The 21,841-nt window shown below is 63.8% G+C and carries 23 protein-coding genes; 10 read left to right on the top strand and 13 right to left on the bottom strand.

Features of this window, described 5'->3' with window-relative positions; translation table 11 throughout:
- Positions 1–152: 152 nt before the first annotated feature.
- Complete coding sequence (locus tag GGD67_RS22725; protein ID WP_018318117.1) at positions 153–1,082, bottom strand: LysR substrate-binding domain-containing protein; 930 nt, start codon at positions 1,080–1,082, stop codon at positions 153–155.
- Between the two features lie 200 nt (positions 1,083–1,282).
- On the opposite strand from GGD67_RS22725, the gene GGD67_RS22720 reads away from it, so the two are divergent.
- The 6 genes from GGD67_RS22720 (at position 1,283) to GGD67_RS22695 (ending at position 7,992) form a co-directional block, all read left to right on the top strand.
- Positions 1,283–2,983 (top strand): acyl-CoA dehydrogenase family protein, encoded by a 1,701-nt coding sequence (locus tag GGD67_RS22720; protein ID WP_179735966.1) that lies wholly within the window; start codon positions 1,283–1,285, stop codon positions 2,981–2,983.
- Positions 2,984–2,988: 5 nt separating this feature from the next.
- Positions 2,989–3,774 (top strand): 2-keto-4-pentenoate hydratase, encoded by a 786-nt coding sequence (locus GGD67_RS22715; protein WP_179735964.1) that lies wholly within the window; start codon positions 2,989–2,991, stop codon positions 3,772–3,774.
- A 275-nt stretch (positions 3,775–4,049) separates the two neighbouring features.
- Entirely contained in the window at positions 4,050–4,889 is an 840-nt protein-coding gene (locus GGD67_RS22710; protein ID WP_246784488.1) for a tripartite tricarboxylate transporter substrate binding protein, read from the top strand.
- 149 nt (positions 4,890–5,038) lie between these two features.
- Positions 5,039–5,986, top strand: coding sequence for a tripartite tricarboxylate transporter substrate binding protein (locus GGD67_RS22705; protein WP_246784492.1), 948 nt, complete (start codon positions 5,039–5,041; stop codon positions 5,984–5,986).
- 3 nt (positions 5,987–5,989) lie between these two features.
- On the top strand, positions 5,990–6,475 hold the full coding sequence (locus GGD67_RS22700) for a tripartite tricarboxylate transporter TctB family protein (protein WP_179735958.1): 486 nt from the start codon (positions 5,990–5,992) through the stop codon (positions 6,473–6,475).
- 8 nt (positions 6,476–6,483) lie between these two features.
- Positions 6,484–7,992, top strand: coding sequence for a tripartite tricarboxylate transporter permease (locus tag GGD67_RS22695; protein WP_179735956.1), 1,509 nt, complete (start codon positions 6,484–6,486; stop codon positions 7,990–7,992).
- 26 nt (positions 7,993–8,018) lie between these two features.
- Here GGD67_RS22695 and GGD67_RS22690 read toward each other — a convergent pair whose 3' ends face one another.
- The gene (locus GGD67_RS22690) at positions 8,019–8,609 is read right to left on the bottom strand and encodes a TetR/AcrR family transcriptional regulator (protein ID WP_246784487.1); all 591 of its coding nucleotides are present in this window, start codon (positions 8,607–8,609) and stop codon (positions 8,019–8,021) included.
- Between the two features lie 118 nt (positions 8,610–8,727).
- Here GGD67_RS22690 and GGD67_RS22685 point away from each other — a divergent pair, with 118 nt between their 5' ends.
- Together GGD67_RS22685 and GGD67_RS22680 are read left to right on the top strand one after the other, a co-directional pair.
- Complete coding sequence (locus GGD67_RS22685; RefSeq protein ID WP_179735952.1) at positions 8,728–9,216, top strand: tautomerase enzyme; 489 nt, start codon at positions 8,728–8,730, stop codon at positions 9,214–9,216.
- 15 nt (positions 9,217–9,231) lie between these two features.
- Positions 9,232–10,011, top strand: a complete 780-nt coding sequence (locus GGD67_RS22680; protein ID WP_179735950.1) for a crotonase/enoyl-CoA hydratase family protein — start codon at positions 9,232–9,234, stop codon at positions 10,009–10,011.
- Between the two features lie 144 nt (positions 10,012–10,155).
- Here GGD67_RS22680 and GGD67_RS22675 read toward each other — a convergent pair whose 3' ends face one another.
- The 7 genes from GGD67_RS22675 to GGD67_RS22645 all read right to left on the bottom strand — a co-directional run bounded on the left by GGD67_RS22675 (position 10,156) and on the right by GGD67_RS22645 (position 17,986).
- Positions 10,156–13,308, bottom strand: a complete 3,153-nt coding sequence (locus GGD67_RS22675) for an efflux RND transporter permease subunit (protein ID WP_179735948.1) — start codon at positions 13,306–13,308, stop codon at positions 10,156–10,158.
- Positions 13,305–14,552, bottom strand: a complete 1,248-nt coding sequence (locus tag GGD67_RS22670) for an efflux RND transporter periplasmic adaptor subunit (RefSeq protein WP_179735946.1) — start codon at positions 14,550–14,552, stop codon at positions 13,305–13,307. The genes GGD67_RS22675 and GGD67_RS22670 overlap by 4 nt, the downstream gene beginning before the upstream one ends.
- A 64-nt stretch (positions 14,553–14,616) precedes the next feature.
- A complete protein-coding gene (locus GGD67_RS22665) occupies positions 14,617–14,862 on the bottom strand; it encodes a hypothetical protein (RefSeq protein ID WP_179735944.1) in 246 nt (81 codons plus the stop codon).
- A 332-nt stretch (positions 14,863–15,194) separates the two neighbouring features.
- A complete protein-coding gene (locus tag GGD67_RS22660) occupies positions 15,195–15,752 on the bottom strand; it encodes an HdeD family acid-resistance protein (protein WP_018318104.1) in 558 nt (185 codons plus the stop codon).
- Positions 15,753–15,923: 171 nt separating this feature from the next.
- Positions 15,924–16,409 carry a DUF992 domain-containing protein gene (locus tag GGD67_RS22655; protein ID WP_179735942.1) on the bottom strand — a complete coding sequence of 162 codons (486 nt, stop codon included), beginning with the start codon at positions 16,407–16,409 and terminating at the stop codon, positions 15,924–15,926.
- Positions 16,410–16,997 carry a hypothetical protein gene (locus GGD67_RS22650; RefSeq protein WP_179735940.1) on the bottom strand — a complete coding sequence of 196 codons (588 nt, stop codon included), beginning with the start codon at positions 16,995–16,997 and terminating at the stop codon, positions 16,410–16,412.
- Positions 16,994–17,986, bottom strand: a complete 993-nt coding sequence (locus GGD67_RS22645; RefSeq protein ID WP_246783260.1) for an AI-2E family transporter — start codon at positions 17,984–17,986, stop codon at positions 16,994–16,996. Before GGD67_RS22645 ends, GGD67_RS22650 begins: the two co-directional genes overlap by 4 nt.
- Between GGD67_RS22645 and GGD67_RS39795 the strand changes: the two genes are divergently transcribed.
- Entirely contained in the window at positions 17,969–18,097 is a 129-nt protein-coding gene (locus GGD67_RS39795) for a hypothetical protein (protein ID WP_283813662.1), read from the top strand. The genes GGD67_RS22645 and GGD67_RS39795 overlap by 18 nt on opposite strands.
- 57 nt (positions 18,098–18,154) lie before the next feature.
- Here GGD67_RS39795 and GGD67_RS22640 read toward each other — a convergent pair whose 3' ends face one another.
- From GGD67_RS22640 to GGD67_RS40185, 3 genes are all read right to left on the bottom strand, one after another.
- Positions 18,155–18,397 carry a hypothetical protein gene (locus GGD67_RS22640; protein ID WP_179735936.1) on the bottom strand — a complete coding sequence of 81 codons (243 nt, stop codon included), beginning with the start codon at positions 18,395–18,397 and terminating at the stop codon, positions 18,155–18,157.
- 31 nt (positions 18,398–18,428) lie between these two features.
- On the bottom strand, positions 18,429–19,868 hold the full coding sequence (locus GGD67_RS22635) for a basic amino acid/polyamine antiporter (RefSeq protein ID WP_179735934.1): 1,440 nt from the start codon (positions 19,866–19,868) through the stop codon (positions 18,429–18,431).
- A gap of 131 nt (positions 19,869–19,999) precedes the next feature.
- Positions 20,000–20,203, bottom strand: coding sequence for a DUF6894 family protein (locus tag GGD67_RS40185; RefSeq protein WP_409411131.1), 204 nt, complete (start codon positions 20,201–20,203; stop codon positions 20,000–20,002).
- Positions 20,204–20,444: 241 nt separating this feature from the next.
- On the opposite strand from GGD67_RS40185, the gene GGD67_RS22625 reads away from it, so the two are divergent.
- Positions 20,445–21,155, top strand: a complete 711-nt coding sequence (locus GGD67_RS22625; protein ID WP_018318097.1) for a Bax inhibitor-1/YccA family protein — start codon at positions 20,445–20,447, stop codon at positions 21,153–21,155.
- Positions 21,156–21,177: 22 nt separating this feature from the next.
- Here the strand turns inward: GGD67_RS22625 and GGD67_RS22620 are convergent, their stop codons facing one another.
- Positions 21,178–21,681, bottom strand: a complete 504-nt coding sequence (locus GGD67_RS22620; RefSeq protein WP_018318096.1) for a DUF1269 domain-containing protein — start codon at positions 21,679–21,681, stop codon at positions 21,178–21,180.
- Positions 21,682–21,841 lie beyond the last annotated feature (160 nt).

Raw genomic sequence — 21,841 nt, 5'->3', positions numbered from 1 at the left:
TGCGGCCGGGCAATCGGAGCAAGCGCGCGCGACGAGCATCCCGAATACAGCCTCATCCGGCGTTCCCCCATCATTGCTGTGGAGGGTCTGTGTCAGAGCTGGTTCAGGCTGGCAAACGAGGTTTTCGCGGTGTCCCTTGAGTGAAACTCAACTCAATCGTTTGCACGCTTTCGCGAGGATGTCCTGGCCGCCGCCTTGTTGGCGCCCTGTTGCTTGCAGGCGTTGCAGAGCCACGTGGCAAAGGCCGCGACTGCCGGATCGTCCGCCATGCGTTGCTCATATTCGAGCACAAAGTGGCGCCGCGTCGGCCGGACCACGGGATGCGCTCTGACGAGATTGAGTTGTGCAAGATCCGGAGCGAGCAGGCTCTCGATGGCGATGGCGGCGCCGAGCCCGGCCGCAGCGGCCTCGATCGCGAGCCCCAGATTTTCAAAGCTGCTTCCGCCGCGGATCGGCACCTTGGTGAGCTGCGCGTGGTCGAGCCAGCGTCGCCAATCGTCTGGCCGCGGCCTGTTGTGCAGCAGCGGAACTGACGCGAAATCCAGCACGCCATCCTTCAACAGAGCTGGCGAGCAGACCGGCACGGTGGCGATCGGCAGCAGAGGCCGGGTGACGAGGCCGGCTCTCGGCTCGCCGTCCGAGACGGCAATGACGGCATCGTAGCGGCTGGCAAGAAGATCAACCGGGTTGGCGCTGGTGTGCAGATCGATCTCCAGCTCGGGATGTGCCGCCTTGAGCCCCGGCCATATCGGCAGGAGAAAACGCGACAGGAAGAATCCGTAGACGCCGACGGATAGCCGTCTGAACTGCCGCAGGTGCAGGCCTTCAGCGGCATCCGCAATGCGATCGAGGGCCTCGCGGGTGGAATCGGCGAACGCCTTGCCGGCCGAGGTCAGGACGAGGCCGCGCGACCCCCGCAGGAACAGCGCGGTGCCCATGCGCACCTCGAGTGCGCGGACGTGCCTGCTGACTGCGCCGACCGTCACGTTCAACTCGTCGGCGGCTCGCGTGATCGACAGGTGTCGTGCGGCCGCTTCGAATGCCCGCACGGCATGGAGTGGAGGAAGTCGTCGTGAAGCCATGATGGTGCGCCCCGCGGGATGACCGGGCCTTGAGTTTCGCTCAAGGCGCCCGCCCAAGAAGTCGTTTGCGTGGAGCGCTGTCAAGTCATACCCGAACACTGGCCCGGGGTCCGCCCCGCCCAAGATACGTCCGTCCGGAGAGGAAGCTCATGACCGTTCATGCCGGTTTGGCCCGTCGCGAAGCGTCGTCCCGACGCTCGATGGCGTTAGCGCCCACCTGCCGTGGGCTGAACTACTTTGCGATCGACCGGAGCATGCGGGATCTGCTTCCCCTGTACATGGAAGCGCCGCTGCTGGCGCATCTCGGGCCGCATCTCGCCGAGCTCGGCGCGCTTGCCGGAAGTAAGCTCTACGATCTGTCCGATCAGGCCGAGCGCCATCAGCCGGTGCTGCATCCGCGCGACGGCTATGGCCGCGACGAGGAGTGGGTCGAATACCACCCGGCTTACCGGGAGATGGAGCGGATCGCATTCGGACAATTCGGTATGCACGCGATGTGCAATCGAGGTGGCGTGCTGGGCTGGCCCTCGGTGATGCCGCCGATCGCAAAATACGTGTTTCACTACCTGTTTTCGCAAGCCGAGTTCGGCCTGCTGTGCCCGGTGAATCTGACCGACAGCTCGTCCGAGCTGGTGCGACGTTTCGGCAGCGACGAGCTTCAAAAGCGCTATCTGCAACGCATGTGGAGCCAGGATCCGGCCACGCTGTTCAAATGCGCGCAGTTCATGACCGAGAAGGCGGGCGGCTCCGATGTCGGTGCGGCCGAACTGACCGCCGTGCGCGATGGCGCGCATTGGAGGCTCTATGGTGAAAAATGGTTCTGCTCCAACGCCGATGCGGAGCTTGCCGTGTTGCTGGCACGGCCGGAGGGCGCAGTCGGCGGCGGGCGCGGCCTTGGCCTGTTCCTGATGCCGAAGACGCTGCCGGACGGCAGCCGCAACGCCTATCGCATCGTGAGGCTCAAGGACAAGCTCGGCAGCCGCACCATGGCCAGCGGCGAGATCGTGTTCGATGGTGCCGTCGCCTATCAGCTCGGTGAGCTCGATCAGGGCTTGAAGCATATGCTGGTGATGGTGAATTCCAGCCGTGTCTCGCATCTGGCGCGCGCCGCCGGCATGATGCGCCGCTGCCTCAACGAGGCGCTGCAGGCCTCCCGTCACCGCAACGCCTTCGGCCGCGCAGTGGTCGATCATCCCCTGATGCGCCGGCAGCTCGTCAAGCTGATGGTGCCGACCGAGCAGGCGCTGTCCGCGCTGCTCTATTCGGCAACCGCACCGGAGAAGGTGCTGCGGCTGCTGACGCCGATCGTCAAATACCGAGCCTGCCGCGACAATGTCACGGTGGCGACCGGTGCGATGGAGGCGCGCGGCGGCAACGGCTACATCGAGGACTGGCCGAACGCGCGGCTGGTGCGCGATGCCCATCTCGGCCTGATCTGGGAGGGCACCAGCAACATCAACGCGCTGGATGCCGTGCAGCGCGCCGTTGGAAAGGTCGGCGCGCACGCCGCCCTGCGCGACGATCTCCTCACCCGGCTCGCGGATACACAGGGCATTCCCGGACAGTTTCGCACGCGGCTCGATGGCGCAGTCAATGGCGCGCTGCGCTTTGCGGAAGAGGTCGCGTCCCGCAAGGAGAATGAGCGCTTCTGCCGGGCCGCGGCGGGCAAGCTCTATCACGCTGTCACCGCCGCGCTGTTCATTCAGGAGGGCTTGCGTCTGGGTGCATCCGGCGGCGACGCCCGCCGCCTGCTGCTCGCGCGCTTCGTGCTGGAGCACCGCTTGCAAGAGCCGAACACGCTGAACCTGGAGAGCCAGCGCTGGGAGGACGAGGCCATCGACCTGCTGCTGGATGAGGCGCCAGTGCCGTTGTCGCGCGCGGCCGCGCTGCTGGTGAGGTAATCGCGATGGATCAGTCGGCCCAACGCGAACTCGCTCGCCTGCTTGCTACCCTGCGCCGCGAAGGACGCCAGCAGAGCGGCCTCGACCAGCGCCTCGTGCCGCCGGACAAGCCGACCGCCTATCGCGTCGCGCGCATGGTCGAGGAGGAGCTCGGCTGGACCGTCGCGGGCTGGAAGATCGCAGCGATGAAGGAAGTGCTGCAGCGCGAGTTGCGTACGGATTCGCCGATCTATGGCCGGGTCTACGCGCCGCTCATCAAGGCGTCGCCAGTTACGGTCGAGTATGCACGTCAGTGCAGTCCGATTCCCGAAGTCGAGTACCAGGCGCTGCTCGGCGCCGATCTTCCGCCGCGTGAAGCTCCCTACAGCATCGAAGAAGTCAAGCAGGCCGTCGTTTCGCTGCATCCGGGCGTGGAGCTGGCCGAGTGTCGTTTCGTCCACGACGCCGCGTTTCCTCCTTTGCCCGCTATCCTTGCGGACGGAGCCGGCAGCGGGACGATTGCATACGGTCCGCCGATCGAGAATTGGCGGCAGCGCGACATTGCCGGCCAGGAGATCGTGCTGACCTGCAATGGGACCCTGAGGCGGAAGGGCAATGCGGCGATCGCGCTGGACCATCCGATCGTGCCGGTGACATGGCTCGCCAACGAGCTCTCCCGGACCGGCATCGGTCTGAAAGCGGGGCAGATGATCAGCACCGGCACCGTGACGGGAATGTTGAGACCGAAGGCCGGAGAGACTTTCGTCGCGGATTTCGGACCTTTCGGCAGCGTGACGGTGACGTACGCGTGATCTGATCGAACTGACAATCTTCCAAGAACAACAGTCGGACGTGGGGGCGCGATGATGTCGTGGTCACACACCCAACCGGCGAGGAGTTGGAAACGGCATGGCGCCAGCCTTGCCTCGAGGGAGGGGAGAAGCCTATGGGATTGATCAGTCTTTGCCGCAAATTACTTCTCGTGTCAGCCGTTGCGTTATCCATGCCTGCGATGGCGAGGGCGGAATTTCCCGAGCGACCGATCAAATTCGTGGTGCCTTTTGCCGCAGGTGGACCGACGGACGCATTGGCGAGATCTCTGGCTGAGGGGGTCCGAGCCAAGCTCGGCCAGCCCGTCATTGTCGAAAACCGCGCCGGCGCCGGCGCCAACGTCGGAGCAGACTTCGTCGCTAACGCACCGGCCGATGGCTACACCCTCTTGTTTGGCACATCTGGACCGCTTGCCATCAACGTAAGCCTCTACGCAAAGCTCAGCTACGATCCAATCAAGAGCTTTGATCCGATCATCATGATCGGCAAGATGCCGAACGTTCTCTCGGTGCATCCCTCCGTGCCGGCGCAGAATGTGCAGGAGCTGATCGCGTATGCGAAAGCCAATCCGGGAAAATTGAGCTTTTCCTCGTCCGGCAACGGCGCATCGACGCATCTCGCTGGCGTCATGTTCAATGCCATCGCCGGCACCGACATCCTGCATGTCCCTTACCGCGGCGGCGCACCCGCCATCAACGATCTCATCGGCGGCCAGGTTCAGATGAGCTTTGCCGACATCTTCGTCTCCGCACCTCACATCAAGGCCGGACTCCTTCGCGCGCTCGGCGTGACGACGATCGAGCGGACGCCGGTTCTGCCCGATGTGCCGACCTTCGACGAGCAGGGCCTGAAAGGTTTCGATGTCAGCGTGTCCTTCGGCGTCGTCGCACCGAAGGGCGTGCCTGAGCCGATCATCGCGAAGCTCAATGCGGCTTTCGTCGCCGCCATGAACGACAACTCGATCAAACCGATTCTCGATGCGCAGGGAATCATCCCGGCGCTGTCGAGCAGTCCCGCCTATCTGGGGACGTTCATGGCGCAGGAAATTCCAAAATGGCGGGACGTCATCAACTCCATCGCACTGCGAATTGATTGAGGCGGGAGAAGCCATCGGCAGTCGTGGTTCGCCAGGGGGCGGTAATTCACGGTGCCGATGACGAGCCGCCGGCAGGACACATGAAGACACGAGCTTGGCCCCGAGCGAACCACTGGAGAGAGGATCTTATGTTTCAACGCAGCAGTTTGATGATTGCGATCGCGGCGCTCGCCATGCTCGTGCCCGTCTACGCCGGCGCACAGGAATACCCGACCAAGCCGATCACGCTGATCATTCCCTGGCCGGCCGGCGGATCGACCGACCTCACCATGCGCGCGATCGCCGAGAAGGCCTCCAAGGTACTGGGACAGCCGATTGCGATCGACAACAAGGCCGGGGGCAGTGGCACGGTCGGCCCGGCTACCATGGCTGCATCCGCAAAACCTGACGGCTACACCATCGCTCAGCTTCCAATGGGGGTGTTCCGCCTTCCTCTGATGCAGGAAACCCCCTGGGATCCGTCGAAGGATTTTACCTATATCATCCACCTCTCGGGCTACACCTTCGGCGTGACGACCAGTGCGGAAGGTCCGTTCAAGACATGGCAGGACGTGGTTGACTACGCCAAGGCCAATCCGGGCAAGGTCACCTATGCGACGCCTGGCGTCGGGACTTCGCCGCATGTCGGGATGGAACAGATCGCCATGCTCGCGGGCATCAAGCTCACGGCTGTCCCGTTCAAGGGCGGCGCGGAGACGAATGCCGCGGTGCTCGGTCAGCATACGATGCTGCAGGCCGACGCCACCGGCTGGCGTCCGCTGGTCGATGCCGGCAAGCTGCGCCTGCTGATGGTGTGGACCGCGAGCCGCTCGCCGAACTTTCCCGACGCGCCGACGCTGAAGGAGCTCGGCTATCCCGTGGTCTACGACTCGCCGTTCGGCATAGCCGGCCCGAAGGGAATGGATCCCAAGATCGTCGCCAAGCTGCACGACGCCTTCAAGAAGGCGCTGGATGATCCGGCCGTGGTCGCGACGCTGTCCAAATACGACATGGTGCCGAACTACAAGAACAGCGAGGACTACAAGAAGTTCGTCGTCGAGGTCACGGACTCCGAACGCAAGGTGATCGATGCACTCGGGCTCGGCAAGAAGAACTGAGCCATGAGTGACAACAGCAACGTCAAGTTCCATCCCAACAACACCGAACTCTGGGGCGGGCTGATCGGTCTCGGGCTCGGCATCTTCGTGATCCGGTCCGGCCTGAAGCTCAAGCTCGGCACGATCCACGATCCCGGCTCGGGTTTCGTGCTGTTCTACGCCGGCATCCTGATGTGCGCGTTCGCTGCAACGATCATCGTTGCCGCGATCACCGAAGGCGGGCCGACCTTCGGCTCGCGCTGGAAAGATGCGCGCTGGGCCAAGCCGGTCATCGTCATCGCATGCCTCACCGGGTTCGCCATCGCGCTCGATCCACTCGGCTTCCTGCTCGCCGCCATTCCGCTGACACTGCTGCTGATGCGCCTGATTGACCCGGTGCGCTGGTCGCTGGCGATTCCAATTTCCATCCTCGTTCCCGTCGGCATGTGGTGGCTGCTCAAGCAAGCGCTTGGCATTCAGCTCCCGTCCGGCATGTTCGGTATCGGCTGAGCACGGTCATGGATACTCTCGTCAATGTCGCGCATGGCTTCGGGGTCGCACTGGCGCCGATCAACCTGCTTTACTGTTTCATCGGCGTCTTCATTGGCACGCTGGTCGGCGTGTTGCCGGGCATCGGGCCGATCTCGGCGATGTCGTTGCTGCTGCCCGTGACGCTCTCGGGCACGCCGGAATCCGGCATCATCATGATGGCCGGCATCTATTACGGCTCGATGTATGGCGGCTCCACCACCTCGATCCTGGTCAATATCCCCGGCGAGGCGGCATCCGTCGTCACTTGCATCGACGGCCACCAGATGGCGAAGCAGGGCCGCGCGGGTCCCGCGCTCGGCATCGCCGCCTTCGGCTCCTTCATCGCCGGCACCTTTTCGCTGGTCGCCTTGATGCTGGTCGCGCCGAAGCTCGCCAGCGTCGCCATCGTTTTTGGTCCCGCCGAGTATTTCAGCCTGATGGCGCTCGGGCTCGTGGTGCTCACCTTCCTCACCCAGGGCTCGATGGCGAAGGCGCTGTTGATGGCCTGTATCGGCGTCGTGCTCGGCCTGATCGGGCTCGACAGCATTACGGCGCAGCCGCGCCTGACCTTCGGTCGCATGGAACTGATGGACGGCATCGGACTCGTGCCGGGCGTGATGGGGCTGTTCGGCGTCGCCGAGGTGTTGCTCAACACCGAGCAGGCCATCAAGCGCGACATCATCAATGCCAAGATCACCCGGCTCTTCCCGAACAAGGAGGATTGGAAGGCGAGCGCCGGCCCGGTCGGCCGCGGCACCATTCTCGGTTTCTTCCTCGGCATCCTGCCGGGCGGCGGCGCCGTCGTAGCGTCCTTTGCCTCCTACGCGCTGGAGAAGCGGCTGTCGAAGACGCCGGAGCGTTTTGGCCATGGCGCCATCGAAGGCGTCGCAGGGCCGGAAGCCGCCAACAACGCCGCGGCGGGCGGCGCCTTCATTCCGCTGATGACGCTCGGCATTCCGCCGAATGTGGTGATGGCGCTGCTGCTCGGCGCCTTCGTGGTTCACGGGCTGCAACCGGGACCGCTGATGATCACGCAGAACCCCGGGCTGTTCTGGGGCATCGTCGCCAGCATGTATATCGGCAACCTCATGCTGCTGGTGCTCAATTTGCCGATGATCGGTATGTGGGTGCAGCTCCTGAAGCTGCCCTACAACATCCTGTTCCCCCTCATCATCCTCTTCACCATCATCGGCGTCTATTGCAGCGGCAATAACGTGTTCGACGTCTACGTCATGATCGCGTTCGGAATCATCGGCTATTTCATGCGCAAACTCGGCTACGAGCCGGCACCGCTGGTGCTGGCCTTCGTGCTGGGACCGATGCTGGAGAACAATCTGCGCAAGTCGCTGATCCTCTCGCAGGGCGATCTCGGCACCTTCGTGACGCGGCCGATCTCGGCGGTGTGCCTCGCGCTTGCTCTGGTGCTGCTGATCGGACCGCTGTTGCCGGCGCTGCGCAAGAAGCGCGAGCTGGTGGCGCTGGATGAGGGAGCCTGACGTTGACCTGTGCGGCTCTCGCTACGCTATGGCTTGTCGATTGCGCTCTTCAGCAGGAGCTCGAGCTCGTGGCTGACCTCCTCCAGGGGTTGGGCGCTACGCGCAGCCCTGCACATGGCGACCGTACCTTCGACCGATGCGACGATCAGCGTGGCAAGCCGCCGCGCGCGCGACGCGGTGAGGCCTTCCTGCTTCAGCGCATTGGACAGGATCTGCTGCCAGTCCGCAAAGATGCCCTGAGCGAGATCAAGCAGATGGCGCTGGACCGCCTGTCCGCCGGCGGTTTCCTGATCGGAGGGATCGCTGACATATTCCTCGACGGCAACTGCCAGGATCGGACATCCGGCCTGATAATTCGTCTGCTCCAGCGTCCTCTTCCAAAGCGTGATGAAGGCGCGCAGGCCGGCCATGGCCCCCCGTTCGCTGGTGAGATGTCGCAGGGGACCGCTGACCTGGGTGCCCGCAAAGACAATGGCATCTTCGATGAGCTGCCGTTTGCCCCCGGGAAAATGATGGCTGATCGATCCGCGCGGCGTGCCGGTGTGGCGCACGACCTCCCGTACGCTCGTCGCATTCACGCCGCGGCGGCTCATCAGATTGGCGGCCCCGGCCACCATTTTCGCTCTCGTATCGGACGTCATCGGGCACCTCGTCGTCCGACGCTACAATATGACAGTTGACATAGCCAGCGCCGGGTGTATGTCACGTGACATAGTCAGCCCCGGAGAGCTCGAGATGACCTTTATCCACGTGATGACCCCGCAAGGCCGATTGACCGGTCAGCAGCGCCGGCTGCTTGCCAAGACGCTGACGGATGCCGTGCTGGTGCCGGAGGTCGGCCGGCTGGTTCCCCAGGCACGGCAAGGTTACCAGGTGCATTTCCTCGAGCGCCCGCTCGACATGATCGCGCACGGCGGAGAGCTGCTCTCGGACCAGCCGAGCGACGTCATGGTGGTGGACGTCGTCGTGATGGACTGCTGCTGGACCCGCGAGGATCGAGCCGCCGTCATTCGCAATGTGCTGAGGGCGCTCGCCGATGCTTGCGAGATGAAGGAGCCCTCTCCGAGCTGGTGGGTCAATTTCCGCATCATCGAAGAGGGCAATTGGGGCTCCCGCGGTGGCGTGCTGTCCTTCCTCGACATTCTCCAGGAGGGCGCAGCGGCGTTCCCGCCGGAGCGGGCAGCAGCCATTCGAACCGCACTCGCCATCAAGAACGACAGGTAGACAGGAGACGCTCGCATGACCACCGAAGGCACGATCCGCACCGAGGCGCATGATCACATCCTGAAGATCATCATCGACAATCCCGCGAAGAAGAACTCCTTCTCCCCACAGATGATGGATCTGCTGTCGGACGCGTTGACCGAGTTGCACGACAACGACGGCTACTGGGTCGGCGTGATTTGCGCGGAAGGCAAGGACTTCACCGCGGGCCTCGACATGCCGAAATTCTTCGGCCCGAACGCCGAGAAGCGGACTGTCAAGGAAGGCAATGTCGACGTTTTCGGCCTCACCAAGCGCTGCAAGAAGCCAATCGTCACCGCGACGCAAGGCATCGTCTACACCGTCGGCATCGAGCTGATGCTGGCCGGCGACATCGTGGTGGCCGCCGACGACAGCCGGTTCTGCCAGATGGAGGCCAAGCGCGGCATCGCGCCCCTGGGCGGAGCTCACTTCCGCTATCTGTCCCGCGCAGGCTGGGGTAACGCCATGTACCACCTCTTCCTCTGCGATGAATTCACGGCGCAACGTGCCCGGGAGATCGGTCTCGTCCAAGAGGTCGTTCCGGCCGGCCAGCAGATCGGCCGTGCCATGGAGATCGCGGCGATCATCGCCCGCAACGCACCGCTTGGGATTCAGGTGACCAAGGAAGCGGCCGCGAAATACACCGAGCAGGGTGAGGCGGCTGCGATCGCCTGCATCCCGGCGATCCGGGACCGTGTGCTCAAGAGCGCCGACGCGCGCGAGGGCATCCAGTCGTTTATTGAGCGGCGGCCAGCAGTCTTCCAGGGACGGTGAGCCAATGCCACAAGCACCTTCGCGACGGGCGACCGGCGGATGAAGGTGGCTGATAACCAGATCTTTGGACAGTCATCAGCCCCTTGGGGCCTTCTTCGCTGAACGACGCAGCGTTGCGGGATGCAAGGCACCCCCAAAGCCTGTCTAGATCGCATTGCGGTCGAGCGAATTCGGCTGATGGCTTGACTTGAAGGCCGCCTTAGCCCGCTCACGCAGGCGCTGGAAAACCACGTAGAGCATCGGCACGATGAATATTCCGATCGAGCTTGCGGCCAGCATGCCGGCGAAGACCGCCGTGCCGACGGCGCGCCGGCTGAGCGCGGCGGCGCCGGTCGCGATCACGAGCGGCAAGAGGCCCAGGATGAAGGCCGCCGAGGTCATCATGACGGTGCGAAAGCGCATATGTGCGCCCTGGATCGCGGCCTCGTCGAGCGGCACGCCGGCCTCGCGTTGCTCCTTGGCGAACTCGACGATCAGGATGCCGTTTTTGGCGGCAAGCGCGATCAGGACGACGAGGCCGATCTGACCGTAGAGGTCGAGATTGAGCCCGGCGATCTTGATGCCGAGATAGGATCCGAGCACGCCGACGACGACCGAGAGCAGCACGGGAATCGGAATCACGGTGCTTTCATAGAGCGCGACCAGGAACAGATAAGCGAAGAGGACGGCGAGCATAAGCACGATGCCGGTCTGGCCGGCCGCCTGCTGTTCCTGGTAGGCGGTGCCAGTCCACGCGAAACCGTACCCCGGCGGCAGAACATCCTCCGAGATCTGCGCCATGGCGGCGATCGCGGTCCCGGAGGAGATGCCCGATGCCGGGCTGCCGTTGACGGTCACCGAACGATAGTTGTTGTAGCGGGTGATGACCTGTGGCCCGGTCACGATCTTGAGGCCGGCGAGGGATCGTAACGGCACCATCTCGCCCGAGCTGTTACGCACATGGATGCGCCAGACATCGGACGTATCGGCGCGATCGAATGCTTCACCTTGCAGATTGACCTGCCAGGTGCGACCGAACAGGTTGAAGTTGTTGACGTAGATGCCGCCAAGCGTGGCCTGGAGGGCAGTGAAGATGTCGTTGACGGTGACGCCCAGCGCCTGGGCCTTGCGGCGGTCAATATCGAGATAGAGCGATGGATTGGTCGCCGTGAATGTCGAGAATACGCGCGCGAGCTGCGGATCGGCATTGGCTGCGCCGATCAATGCGTTCGTGACGCTGGAGATCGCGGCCGGGGCCTGACCTTCCAGGGCCTGCAATTGATATTCGAAGCCACCGCCGGTGGAGAGTCCGATGATCGGCGGCAGGTTGAACGGTAGCACATTGGCTTGCCGGATCTGCGCGCCGGCGGCGAAGGTCTTGGCGATCAACGCCTGGGCGGAATCCGTTGCCGTCTTGCGGTCGGCGAACGGCTTCAGTCGCGCCACCACGAGTGCGCTGTTCGGCTCGGAGGCTCCGTCGAGCAGGGAAAAGCCGATCACCGCGAGGACGTGGTCGACGGCCGGCATCTGTTTCAAGATGTCCTCGATCTGCCGGGTGGTCTCGCTGGTCCGCGCGACCGATGCGCCGTCCGGCAACTGAACCGAGGTGAAGAAGGCACCCTGGTCCTCCTCGGGCAGGAAGCCCGTCGGGGTCACCAGCGACAGGCCGAAGATTCCTCCGGCAAGGGCTGCCACCAGCAGGAGCGACAAGGCTGCCATGCGCACCAGCCGGCGGACCGCGCCGCTGTAGCGATCGCGCACCCAGTCGATGCCGGTGAGCATGCGGCCGATGATGCCGCGGCGCTGTCCTGTATGACGCAGCAGCAGCGCACAAAGGGCTGGCGACAGCGTCAGGGCATTCAATGCCGAGATCATCATGGCGGCGCTGATCGTCACCGCGAATTGGCGGAACAGCGTGCCCGAGATACCGGGAATGAAAGCGATAGGCACGAACACCGAGAGCAGTACCAGCGTGATCGCGACGATCGGCGCGGTGATCTGGCTCATGGCTTTCTTGCTGGCCTCGGCCGGAGACAGGGCAGGCTCCTCCGCCATGACACGTTCGACATTCTCGACCACGACGATGGCGTCGTCCACCACGATGCCGATCGCGAGCACCATTGCGAGCAGGGATACGGTGTTGGCGGAATAACCGAGCGCGAGCAGGACAGCGAAGGTGCCCACGAGGCTTACCGGGACCGCGACGGCCGGAATCGCGGTGGCACGCATGTTTCCGAGGAACAGATAGACCACGATCACAACCAGGACGAAGGCCTCGCCCAACGTCCACAGCACCTCCGTGATCGTGTCGCGTACGAACGTGGTGGAGTCGTATTGCACGAGATAACCGAGCCCTGCCGGAAACCGGCCGGACAGCCGCTGCATCGTGTCCGCGACCGCACGCGCGGTGGTCACCGCGTTGGCGCCGGGGGCGAGGTAGATCGCAATCGGAACGGCAGCTCGCCCGTCGATCCGGGCTTCGCTGTCGAGATTTTGCGCGCCCAACTCGACGCGGGCGACGTCCTTGACCAGCAGCGAGGATCCGTCCGGCTCGGCGCGCAGCACGATGTTGGCGAATTGATTGACAGTGGCGAGGCGGCCCATTGTCTGCACGTTGAACTGGAACTGCTGATCGTCGCTGATCGGCCGCGCGCCAATGCGGCCGATGGGAGCCTGGACGCTCTGTGCGCGAATGGCGGCGACCACGTCCGAGGGGGTCAGGTTGAGGCTTGTGAGGCGCTGCGTATCGAACCAGATCCGCATCGAATAGTTCATCCTGGCGAACAGATTGGCCTGGCCGACACCCGGCGTGCTCGCAATCGCGTCCAGCACGTTGATGATGGCGTAATTGGTGATGAAGAGCGGGTCCTGCTGACCATCTGCACTGTAGAGCACCAGGAACTGCAGGATCGAAGAGGATCGTTTCTGGACGGTCACGCCCTGCTGTTGCACTTCCGTGGGCAATTGCGACAATGCGCTCTGGACGCGATTATTGACGTTGACCGTGTTGATGTCGGGATTGGTGCCGAGCGCGAACGAAACTGTCAGCGTATAGCTGCCGTCGTTGCCGCTGGTCGATTTCATATAGAGCACGCGGTCGACGCCGACCACCTGCGCCTCCAACGGCTGTGCGACGCTGCTCTCCACGACCTCGGCGGAGGCGCCGGGAAAGTTCGCGGCTACGGTGACCTGCGGCGGCACGATATCGGGAAACTGCGCCACCGGGATCTGCGTGAGCGCCAGCGCGCCGGCGATGGTGATGACAAAGGCGATCACCATCGAAAGACGTGGCCGGTCGACGAAGACGCTCGATATCATTGGCTGCCGCCCTTGCCGGTTCGGGGCGGCGGGGCGCGCCCGCCTTGCGGAGTCGCCTCGCCAGTTGAGTCTTTCATGCTCGACAAGATCAGCGGACTTGCCGGCTCTGGAGAGACGGTTTGGCCGGCGCGAACCCGCTGCAGCCCTTCCGCGATCACCTTGTCACCGGCCGTCAATCCGCTGATGACGGCGGCGATCGTGGGAGTCGATTGCCCGAGCTGAATGCGCCGCTGCTCTGCCTTATCGTTTGCCCCGACGACAAGAACGTAGTCGCCGCGCTGGTCGGACAGCACCGCCGAGCGCGGAATCGCCAGCACCTCGACAGGCTGGACTCCTTCGAGGACGACGGTGACGAATTCGCCGTTGGTGAGCTCGTGGACGGTGACGCCAGCGGCCGAGGGAGCGCGCAGGATCGGGTTGGCGATCTCTCCGCGCACCATGATCGTGTCGGTGTTCTGGGCGATGGTGTTGTCGACGAAATTCAGCTTGCCGGATTGCCCATACATGCGCCCGTCGGGCAGCCGCAACCGGATCGTCACCGCCTCGAGGCCGCCTTGGGGGCCGTAGCGTTCGCGCAGCTCGAGCCCCTGGCGCAGCGGCACCGGGAACGTGACATACATTGGATCCTGGCTGACGATCGTGGTCAGCACGCCCGAACTCGGACTGACGATGTTGCCTTCCGTCACGGCCGTGCGCCCGATCTTGCCGTCGATCGGCGCGCTGATGATGGTGTAGTCGAGGTTGATCTGTGAGGCCTGGACCTGCGCCTGCGCAGCCTTGACCTGGGCCTCGAGGCTGCGCTGGCTCGCGAGCGCGGCATCGTAGGTCGATTGCTGCCCGGCCGGTCCGCCAAGCAGGGTGCGGGCGCGCTCGGTGGTCAATCTGGCATTCTCGAGCGTCGCTTCGAGCTGTGCCACCTGCGCCTGCTTGGCGGCGACATCGGCCTCGAACGGGCCGCGTTCGAGCTTATAGAGCTGCTCGCCTTTCCTGATTTCGGCGCCCTCGGTGAACAGCCGCTGCTCCAGAAATGCGGTGATGCGAGCGGCAATGTTGACCTGGTTGATGGCCTCGATCCGGCCGAGAAACTCACTGCTCTCGGTGATCGGCCGCCGCGCCGCTTCGACGACGCCGACGGCGGGCGCAGGCGGGGCCGGCTGCGGCCGCGCGGGTTCGCCGGCCAACAATGTCAACAATGTCACGAGGCTCGCCGCCAGCAGTCCGAGCCGGACGTCAGCAAGGTTCATCGTCCGCTCCCTGCACCAGGCTCGGAACTGCCGGCGTCAGGCCTCCGCGATTCGACCAGCTGAGCTAGTCCCGCGCGGTTCGGTTGCTGCGCGCCGGCTCGTCGTAGCCCTTGCGATGGCTATAGAACATCAGCGCGATCAGGCCGCAGCCGAGCACCAGAACAAGGATGGCGGCCGCCGCCAGCACGATGTTTCCGTAAAGCGGCATCGAGGGTATCGCCGTCCAGACTGACAGGCAGAACCAGCTCGCGCCGAGGAAAAGCACTGCAAGCACGGCGACGAGGATCCATTGGTTCTTGTTGCGTACCATTTCCTCATCCTCTTCGGACTACCAGCGCCATCCGCAATGACGGCGCCCACGATGCCACCAGCAAACCCAGCGGCGGCGCCGGCGCGGTCGCGGGCCCCAGCCAGGATGAGAAGGGCCCCAGCCGGGCCGCGGCGGAGGTCCCCATTGCACCGGGATGGCGCGATCCCCCGGTGCCCGGCCGGCCCGAGAGAGACCGGGATCGACCGGCATTGCGTCCGCAACACCGATGAACTGAGCGCCGGACGCTCCGATCGCGGCGGCGGCAATGGTGTTCATCGCAAGGCTGAGGAAGACGCGGCGACTGGGAGCATCCATGGTTGTTCTCTCCTCTGTTATCCGGTCGTTCGCACCGATTGCAGCGCGTAGAGCAGCCATGCCAGGCCATGAGCAATCAGGTCGACGCCCAACAGGAAGCCGAGAGCCCAAGCGCTGATGGTGGGGAAGCCGAACAGGACCAGCACGCCGGCGATCACCGCGAAGACGCCCGAGATCAGCATCATCCATCCGTTCTGCCGCCAATAGGCAAAGCTCAGCACGCATCGAATGACACCCGAAGCGAACAGCACCGCGCCGAGGAAATAGGTCAGGATAAGCGCGCCCGAGACCGGCTGGGTGAGCAGCACGACACCGAAGGCGAGGTAGAGTGCGCCGAGCACGACTTGCCAAAGGAACCCGCCCCACCCCTTGGTCCAGAAGGCGTGGGCAATCTCGAATGCGCCGGCGGCGATCGCGGTGAGCCCGATGAGCTTGACACTGACGACGGTGGCGAAGGCAAGGTCGCCGAGCGCGAACAGGCCGGCGGCGATCAGGACGACGCCGAGGAGCGCACAAACCCACAGCGGCGGAGCAACCACGGCATCGAGACTTCCGCGACTGTCATACACTGTCATGCGATCCTCCTGGGCGGCTACGGCCCGAACGAGCATGCATCGGATCCTAGCTTCGAACACCCGACGCCGACATCGGACGAAACCCTGAGCGGCGGGGCGGGAATGTTCTCATCCTCTCCCTGCGCGAACCGCATCAGGAGCGGACCGAACCGCGGGACCGAGACGATGGGATCAGAGCCCGCCTCGCGGTCCCAGTGTCAGATGAGTTACGCCAGCCGCGAGATTGAGCCCGATCGAGCGTTCGACCGAGATCGGCTGCAGCATCACGCTCCTGCGCGAGCCGCCGACCAGGACGTTGGCGCCGAGGCCGGGACCGAATGCAAGATTGCCGCTCGCGCCGACGTAACTGCCGCGCAACGTGCCGGGGCCTATCCGCGAGTTCCTGGCGAGGACGGCCCACGATAGCGCGCCGGCGCTGGTCACGCCGATATCAACGCCGACGCGCCGTATCCGCCCCTCGTAGACGTACTGCCGGGGCGGGCGCAGCGCGTTGAATACGCAACGCAGCGCCTGCGTCGATCCAAGCACCAGTCCGATGCGTGGCTCCGAGAAGCACAGGAGCCTGCCCACCCTGAATCTCTCGGCTTGCGCGGGCGAGGTGACGGCGCAAAGAACGAGTGATGCGCCGATGGCGGCAAGATATCGCAACGTTCGCATTCAATCCTCCCGGCGGTTCGTGATGTCCCTGGCGCTCTGCGAGGGGCCGCCGTCCTGACGCCACCAGAACGAGATGGCGAGGCCAATCAGCAGCACCGCCCCGAGCAGGAAGAAGAAGATGGATTGCTTCAGCCAGGAAATCGCCGGAACGGCGGCGCCCATCGCAAGGCCAAGGAAGGCGATCTGCAACGACAGCAGGCTCAGGCCCGCAAGGAACGTGCCGAGCGCGAGCAACGTCAGCAGGACGAGTCCCGTTGCAGGGGTCGGAAGCAGTTGCTGCACGCCGGAGATCAGCATGATGTTCATCGTGATCAGGACCGCGATCCAGTGCAGAGCCTGCGTCCAGATCAGCCGGATCTGGCCCTCCTTGCCCTCGATCTCCGGCCACTTGGTGACAACGCAGACGACGCCGATGGCGAGCGCCAGGAATTCCCAATAGCCGGTCAACGGCTGGTGCGAGACGTTGGTATAGGCAACGCCGACGATGGCGAGCAGCAGCGCGACGACGTAGGGGAGTTGCTGCCACAGGAAACGCGCCGTCGTCGAACGCGCAGGGGCATCACTCGGCTGCGCTTCGAATTCGCTCATGGCTGCTCGCTCGCAATTAATGGCGGCTTGGGATCGCCGCCCAGATAGTCCTCGACATAGAACCTGACGATCGCAACCCGACCGATCGCAACCAGCGGCATCGCGACCGCGACGCCCATGACGCCGAATTGAGCGCCGAGAAGGACGATCGCAACCAGTGTCCACGCCGGCGGGGTCTCGACTGCCTGGCGCTGGATCAGTGGGCCGATCACGTAGCCTTCGATCGACTGGATGATGGTGTATACGGCGACCGCCCAGATCAGGGGCGATGCGCCGAGCGGCATCGCGACGAGCGCGATCGGGATCGCGGCAACGATCGGCCCGAGATAGGGAATGAAGTTCGACAGACCGGCCTGAAGTCCAAGCACGAAGGGACCGGGCAGCCCGATAAGATAGAGCGCGAGCCACACGCACAACGTCATCAGCATGATGCGGATCAATTGTCCGACGAACCACAGCCGCATGACGTTGCCCATCTCGTCCATCACGGCGCGCGCACGGGCGCGATGGGAATGCCTGACCAGCGCGATCACGCTTTCGCGGTGGCCGGTGGGATCGAAAGCGAAGAGAATGCCGAGGAACAGGATCACCAGCACGGCGGTCAGAACGCTCGATGCTCCGCCGAGCAGAAATTGAGCGTGGCTGAAGAACCGGCCCTGATCGGCGAATAGCCATTGTGCGAAGTCGCGGCCCCATTCCGGGCCGAGCAGGTCGACGCCATACGACAGCAGGTGCTCCTGGAGCAGGTCGACCTGCGCATCCATCACTTTCAGAAGCAGACGCGTCTGTTCCGGCAGCTTGCGCGCGCCCCAGGCGAGGCCAAAGCAGGAGAGCGCGGACAGAAGCAAGACAACGAGCGTCAACCGCCAGGCTCGTTTGAGTGGAAGGACCGGCGCCAAGGTTCGCGCCAAGGCGTCCAGAAAGGCGGCGAACAGCACCCCGGCGAAGACAATCAGGAGACTGGAGACCGTTTGCCAGATCAGGAACAAAGCGATGCCGGCGGCGAGCAGGGTGAGACCGACGGCCAGCAGACTTGGCCGTCCGGCCTCTCCGGTCTCGTCGACAGCGGTCTCGTGCCGAGGGAGTTCTCGGTAGTTTAGGGAGCGCATCCCCGAAACGCTGTCAGGTTGATCCATTGGAGGGGCCACTACGATGTCTCAGGGGCGAAGGCGGCGGCTGCCGTAGTGCGGGTGTCTGCCGCCGCGATGACGCCAGTACCGGTGCTTTGTCGGATTGGTGTTGGTGTTCGGAGGCGCCTGCTTTTTGGATGCGGCGGTGCCGGTCTCCTTTGCCATCGCCGCGCTGTTGTCCTTCGATTGCGCGCGCGTGACGGTGGATAGCGCCGTGACGGCCAGGAACCCGGCGAGGAGCAAGCTGCAACGCGTGATCGTCATGTTCATGTTCGCCTCCCTACAATTCAAAGACGCCGGGTCAGATCGAAATGGCACCGACGGCAAGCCCATAGACGCCGCCGCCCGCGGCGATTGCGACCGCTGCAAACAGGATGGCTTCGGTTCTCGTGAAGGTGCTTTCCTTGCGCTCGCGTTTGGCCATCAGGAACAGCAAGGTTCCGGGCGCGTAGAGGATCGAGGACAGCAGGAGAAACTTCGGGCCGCCGGCGTAGATCATCGCGGCGGCGTAGAGCGTCGCAACGGCGGCGCGGATCCAATCGGTCGTGCGGGCGCGCTCGCCGGCGTCATAGGTCTCGCCGGTCGATGCGAGCTTGAGGCCATAGGCCGCGACGAGGACGTACGGGATCAGCGTCATCGCACTCGTCATCTTCAGTGCGTGCGTGAAGGCATATTCGGCGAACCAGCTGACGAGCAGAAACGCCTGGATCACGCAGTTGGTCAGCCAGAGCGCACCGACAGGAACCTTGTTCGCATTCTCACGCGCGAGAAAGGACGGCATCGTGTGGTGTATCGCCGCCGAATGCAGGATCTCCGCGGCGAGCAGCGACCAGGACAGATAGTTGCCGAGGATCGAGATCAACAGCGCCACGCTGATGAACACGTTGCCCCAGCGCCCGACCATTGATTCCATAACGCCTGCCATCGACGGCGTCGAAAGATCCGCCAGCTCGTTCCGCGGCAAAACGCCGTAGGAGAGCAGCGTCACCAGGACGAGCAGGCAGAGAACGCTCAGAAAGCCCACCACCGTCGCAATGCCGATGTCGGCGCGATTCCTGGCGTAGCGCGAATAGACGCTCGCGCCTTCGACGCCGACGAAGACGAATACGGTAAGCAGCATCGTAGAGCGTACCTGGCTCAGCACCTGTCCGAGACTCGGCGGCTCCGTTCCCCAGAAATTCTGCACCAACAGGTCGCGATCGAGAACGAACGCGGCCACGACGATGAACAGGAGTATCGGAACGATCTTTGCGAAGGTTGCAATCGTGTTGAGCCTGGCCGCGCCCCTGATGCCCCGCAGCACAAGAAAGTGCACACTCCACAGAAGCAGCGTCGCCGATGCAATGGCCGTCAGTGTCGTGCCGTCGCCAAAGATCGGAAAGAACTGCCCGAGTGTGGCCTTGATCAGAATGAGACAGGCGACGTCGGCAAGACAGCAGCCAATCCAGTAGCCGGCTGCCGAGGCGAATCCGATGTAGTCGCCGAATCCGGCCTTGGCGTAGGCATAAATGCCGGCATCCAGTTCCGGTTTGCGCTGCGACAGCGACTGGAAAACGAGCGCCAGCATAAGCATGCCCGTCCCTGCGATGATCCATGCGATGATCGCACCGAAGGCGCCGGTGGCACGTCCGAATGCAGCCGGCAGGGCGAAGATACCGGATCCCACCATCGATCCGATCACAAGCGCAATCAACGCGTTGCGGGAAAGCTCTTGATCGGCCTCGTTCGACGAAGACGCCATGACGGAAGGTGACCTCCCAATCCGGAGCGTGGCGGTGGTCACATCTGCCGACCGCCCCCCGCGGACGACCTTAGAAGTGTCTGCCGCATGCGCACATCAGGGATTCTCTGTAGGAGGTGAGGGCAGAAAAATCAGCCGCCGCCCGGGGCTCCGCAAGCCGTCTGCGGCGGGCTGGCCACAAGCACGACGCCGCCGCGGCAGAATTCACCGGCCTTGGCGAGCTCGGCGGCGAGGCGTCTGGCGTGCAGGATGGCTGCATCCTGATCTCGGCAGTCCTGTCCGATCCCGTCGGGAAAGAGGCCGTATCTGTCGGCGATGTGAAAGAAGAAGCGCATGGCATTGGGTTAGATCGCGACCCACCCGGCTTCCAAGTGACAAAGCTGTAAGGAGCGTACGCCAAAAGGCTTAGACATCGTTCCAAGCTCTCGCATCGGTCATGTGCGGCATCGCTGCGATGCCGCAGTTGCGACAGAGAAGGGTAATTTCCACGGGCGGCATTCGGGTGATTGTCCGATGCCGCTCCGGAAGCCCGAGGATTAGTGTCGCCTCCCTCGGCAAAGTCCTGAGGAGGCGGATGTGTCAAATTTCGATCAAGACCTGACTGCGGCAGAGACGACTGGCAGTGCGTTTGCGGTGGACGCCGGCCTGCACGAATACATGCTCCGCATCTACGCTCACATGGCCGCGGGCGTCGGCTTGACCGCCGTTGTGGCCTGGCTGGCCTATCAGGTCACAGGCCCGGCACTGCTGCAGAGTCCATTGATGTGGGTCTTCATTCTGGCGCCGTTGGGGCTGGTGTTCTTCATCGGCTCGCGCATCAACACGCTGTCCGTGTCGACGGCACGGCTGCTGTTCTTCCTCTACGCAGCCTTGGTCGGCGTATCGCTCTCGACATTGTTCCACATCTACACGGACTCGTCGATTGCCCGGGTCTTCTTCATCGCCGCCGCGAGTTTCGGAGCGCTCAGTGCGTTCGGGTATACGACGCGACGCGATCTCTCCGGGTTAGGCACGTTCCTGTTCATGGGGTTGATCGGCGTCATCATCGCAAGCCTGATCAACATCTTTCTGTCCTCGAGCGCGCTCGACTGGCTGATCTCGATCGTTGGCGTCGGCGTATTTGCCGGGCTTACGGCCTACGACACGCAGCGGATCAAGGCGATGTACGACAGCGCGGATGACCATACCGCTGCGGGTCGCAAGTCGGTCATCGCGGCGCTGTCGCTCTATCTGAATTTCATCAACCTCTTCATGATGCTGCTGCGGCTTGCGGGCGGCCGGCGCTGAGACAGGGAGGAACGCCCCGGCTTCAGGCCGCGGGCCGCTCCACCGCACTCGTCAGCGCATCGCGGAGGAGCTTTTCCTTCGTCTCGTCCAGTGACGTCTTGAGCACGACGCCGCCGGCGCTCTTGATCTCGTTGATTACCTTGTCCGCCGTCATGTGCTTGATCAGGACGAACAGGGCCGCGTTGCCGGGCTGGAGGCTGGTCGACAGGCTCTTCATGAAGGCGTCGTCGATGCCGAAATCCGAGAGCGCGCCGCCGAGCGCGCCGGACGCGGCGCCTACCGCGACTCCGAGGATCGGGTTCAGGAACAGGACGCCGATGAGAAGGCCCCAGAAGCTTCCCGTCATTGCGCCCATGGCAGTGGTATTGACGAGTTGATTGAGCTTGATGCCGCCCGCGTCCGTCTTAACGGCAATCACGGCGTCGCTGATTGTGATCAGATATTCCTTCTGCAGCCTGAACAGCTGTTGGCGCACTTCTTCTGCCTTTGCTTCCGACGGATACACGATCGCGACAAGATCGGACATTGACACCTCCCGTTGATCCAAATGCGAACCGGAGCAGTCGATGCTACCGTGCAAGGAGACCCGGCGCGATTGGAGGAAACCCCGGACGTTGGCGGAGGAATGTCCCGATGGGGCAGGCACAGTTGGCATTCATGCCGAATCCGGGTGGCGTACGACAACC

This window comes from Bradyrhizobium sp. IAR9 (genome assembly GCF_013408065.1).
In the GTDB taxonomy this organism is placed as follows: domain Bacteria; phylum Pseudomonadota; class Alphaproteobacteria; order Rhizobiales; family Xanthobacteraceae; genus Bradyrhizobium.
This window is presented reverse-complemented; position numbering and strand designations above follow the sequence as displayed.

Excerpts from the sequence above, each read along its gene's own strand:
- GGD67_RS22665 (WP_179735944.1), bottom strand. The coding sequence starts at position 14,862 with ATGGTACGCAACAAGAACCAATGGATCCTCGTCGCCGTGCTTGCAGTG.
- GGD67_RS22640 (WP_179735936.1), bottom strand. The coding sequence starts at position 18,397 with ATGAACATGACGATCACGCGTTGCAGCTTGCTCCTCGCCGGGTTCCTG.
- GGD67_RS22700 (WP_179735958.1), top strand. The coding sequence starts at position 5,990 with ATGAGTGACAACAGCAACGTCAAGTTCCATCCCAACAACACCGAACTC.
- GGD67_RS22705 (WP_246784492.1), top strand. The coding sequence starts at position 5,039 with ATGATTGCGATCGCGGCGCTCGCCATGCTCGTGCCCGTCTACGCCGGC.
- GGD67_RS22720 (WP_179735966.1), top strand. The coding sequence starts at position 1,283 with ATGGCGTTAGCGCCCACCTGCCGTGGGCTGAACTACTTTGCGATCGAC.
- GGD67_RS22690 (WP_246784487.1), bottom strand. The coding sequence starts at position 8,609 with ATGGTGGCCGGGGCCGCCAATCTGATGAGCCGCCGCGGCGTGAATGCG.
- GGD67_RS22660 (WP_018318104.1), bottom strand. The coding sequence starts at position 15,752 with ATGACAGTGTATGACAGTCGCGGAAGTCTCGATGCCGTGGTTGCTCCG.
- GGD67_RS22650 (WP_179735940.1), bottom strand. The coding sequence starts at position 16,997 with ATGAGCGAATTCGAAGCGCAGCCGAGTGATGCCCCTGCGCGTTCGACG.
- GGD67_RS22695 (WP_179735956.1), top strand. The coding sequence starts at position 6,484 with ATGGATACTCTCGTCAATGTCGCGCATGGCTTCGGGGTCGCACTGGCG.
- GGD67_RS22635 (WP_179735934.1), bottom strand. The coding sequence starts at position 19,868 with ATGGCGTCTTCGTCGAACGAGGCCGATCAAGAGCTTTCCCGCAACGCG.
- GGD67_RS22670 (WP_179735946.1), bottom strand. The coding sequence starts at position 14,552 with ATGAACCTTGCTGACGTCCGGCTCGGACTGCTGGCGGCGAGCCTCGTG.
- GGD67_RS40185 (WP_409411131.1), bottom strand. The coding sequence starts at position 20,203 with ATGCGCTTCTTCTTTCACATCGCCGACAGATACGGCCTCTTTCCCGAC.
- GGD67_RS22715 (WP_179735964.1), top strand. The coding sequence starts at position 2,989 with ATGGATCAGTCGGCCCAACGCGAACTCGCTCGCCTGCTTGCTACCCTG.
- GGD67_RS22620 (WP_018318096.1), bottom strand. The coding sequence starts at position 21,681 with ATGTCCGATCTTGTCGCGATCGTGTATCCGTCGGAAGCAAAGGCAGAA.
- GGD67_RS22685 (WP_179735952.1), top strand. The coding sequence starts at position 8,728 with ATGACCTTTATCCACGTGATGACCCCGCAAGGCCGATTGACCGGTCAG.
- GGD67_RS22680 (WP_179735950.1), top strand. The coding sequence starts at position 9,232 with ATGACCACCGAAGGCACGATCCGCACCGAGGCGCATGATCACATCCTG.
- GGD67_RS22725 (WP_018318117.1), bottom strand. The coding sequence starts at position 1,082 with ATGGCTTCACGACGACTTCCTCCACTCCATGCCGTGCGGGCATTCGAA.
- GGD67_RS22675 (WP_179735948.1), bottom strand. The coding sequence starts at position 13,308 with ATGATATCGAGCGTCTTCGTCGACCGGCCACGTCTTTCGATGGTGATC.
- GGD67_RS22655 (WP_179735942.1), bottom strand. The coding sequence starts at position 16,409 with ATGCGAACGTTGCGATATCTTGCCGCCATCGGCGCATCACTCGTTCTT.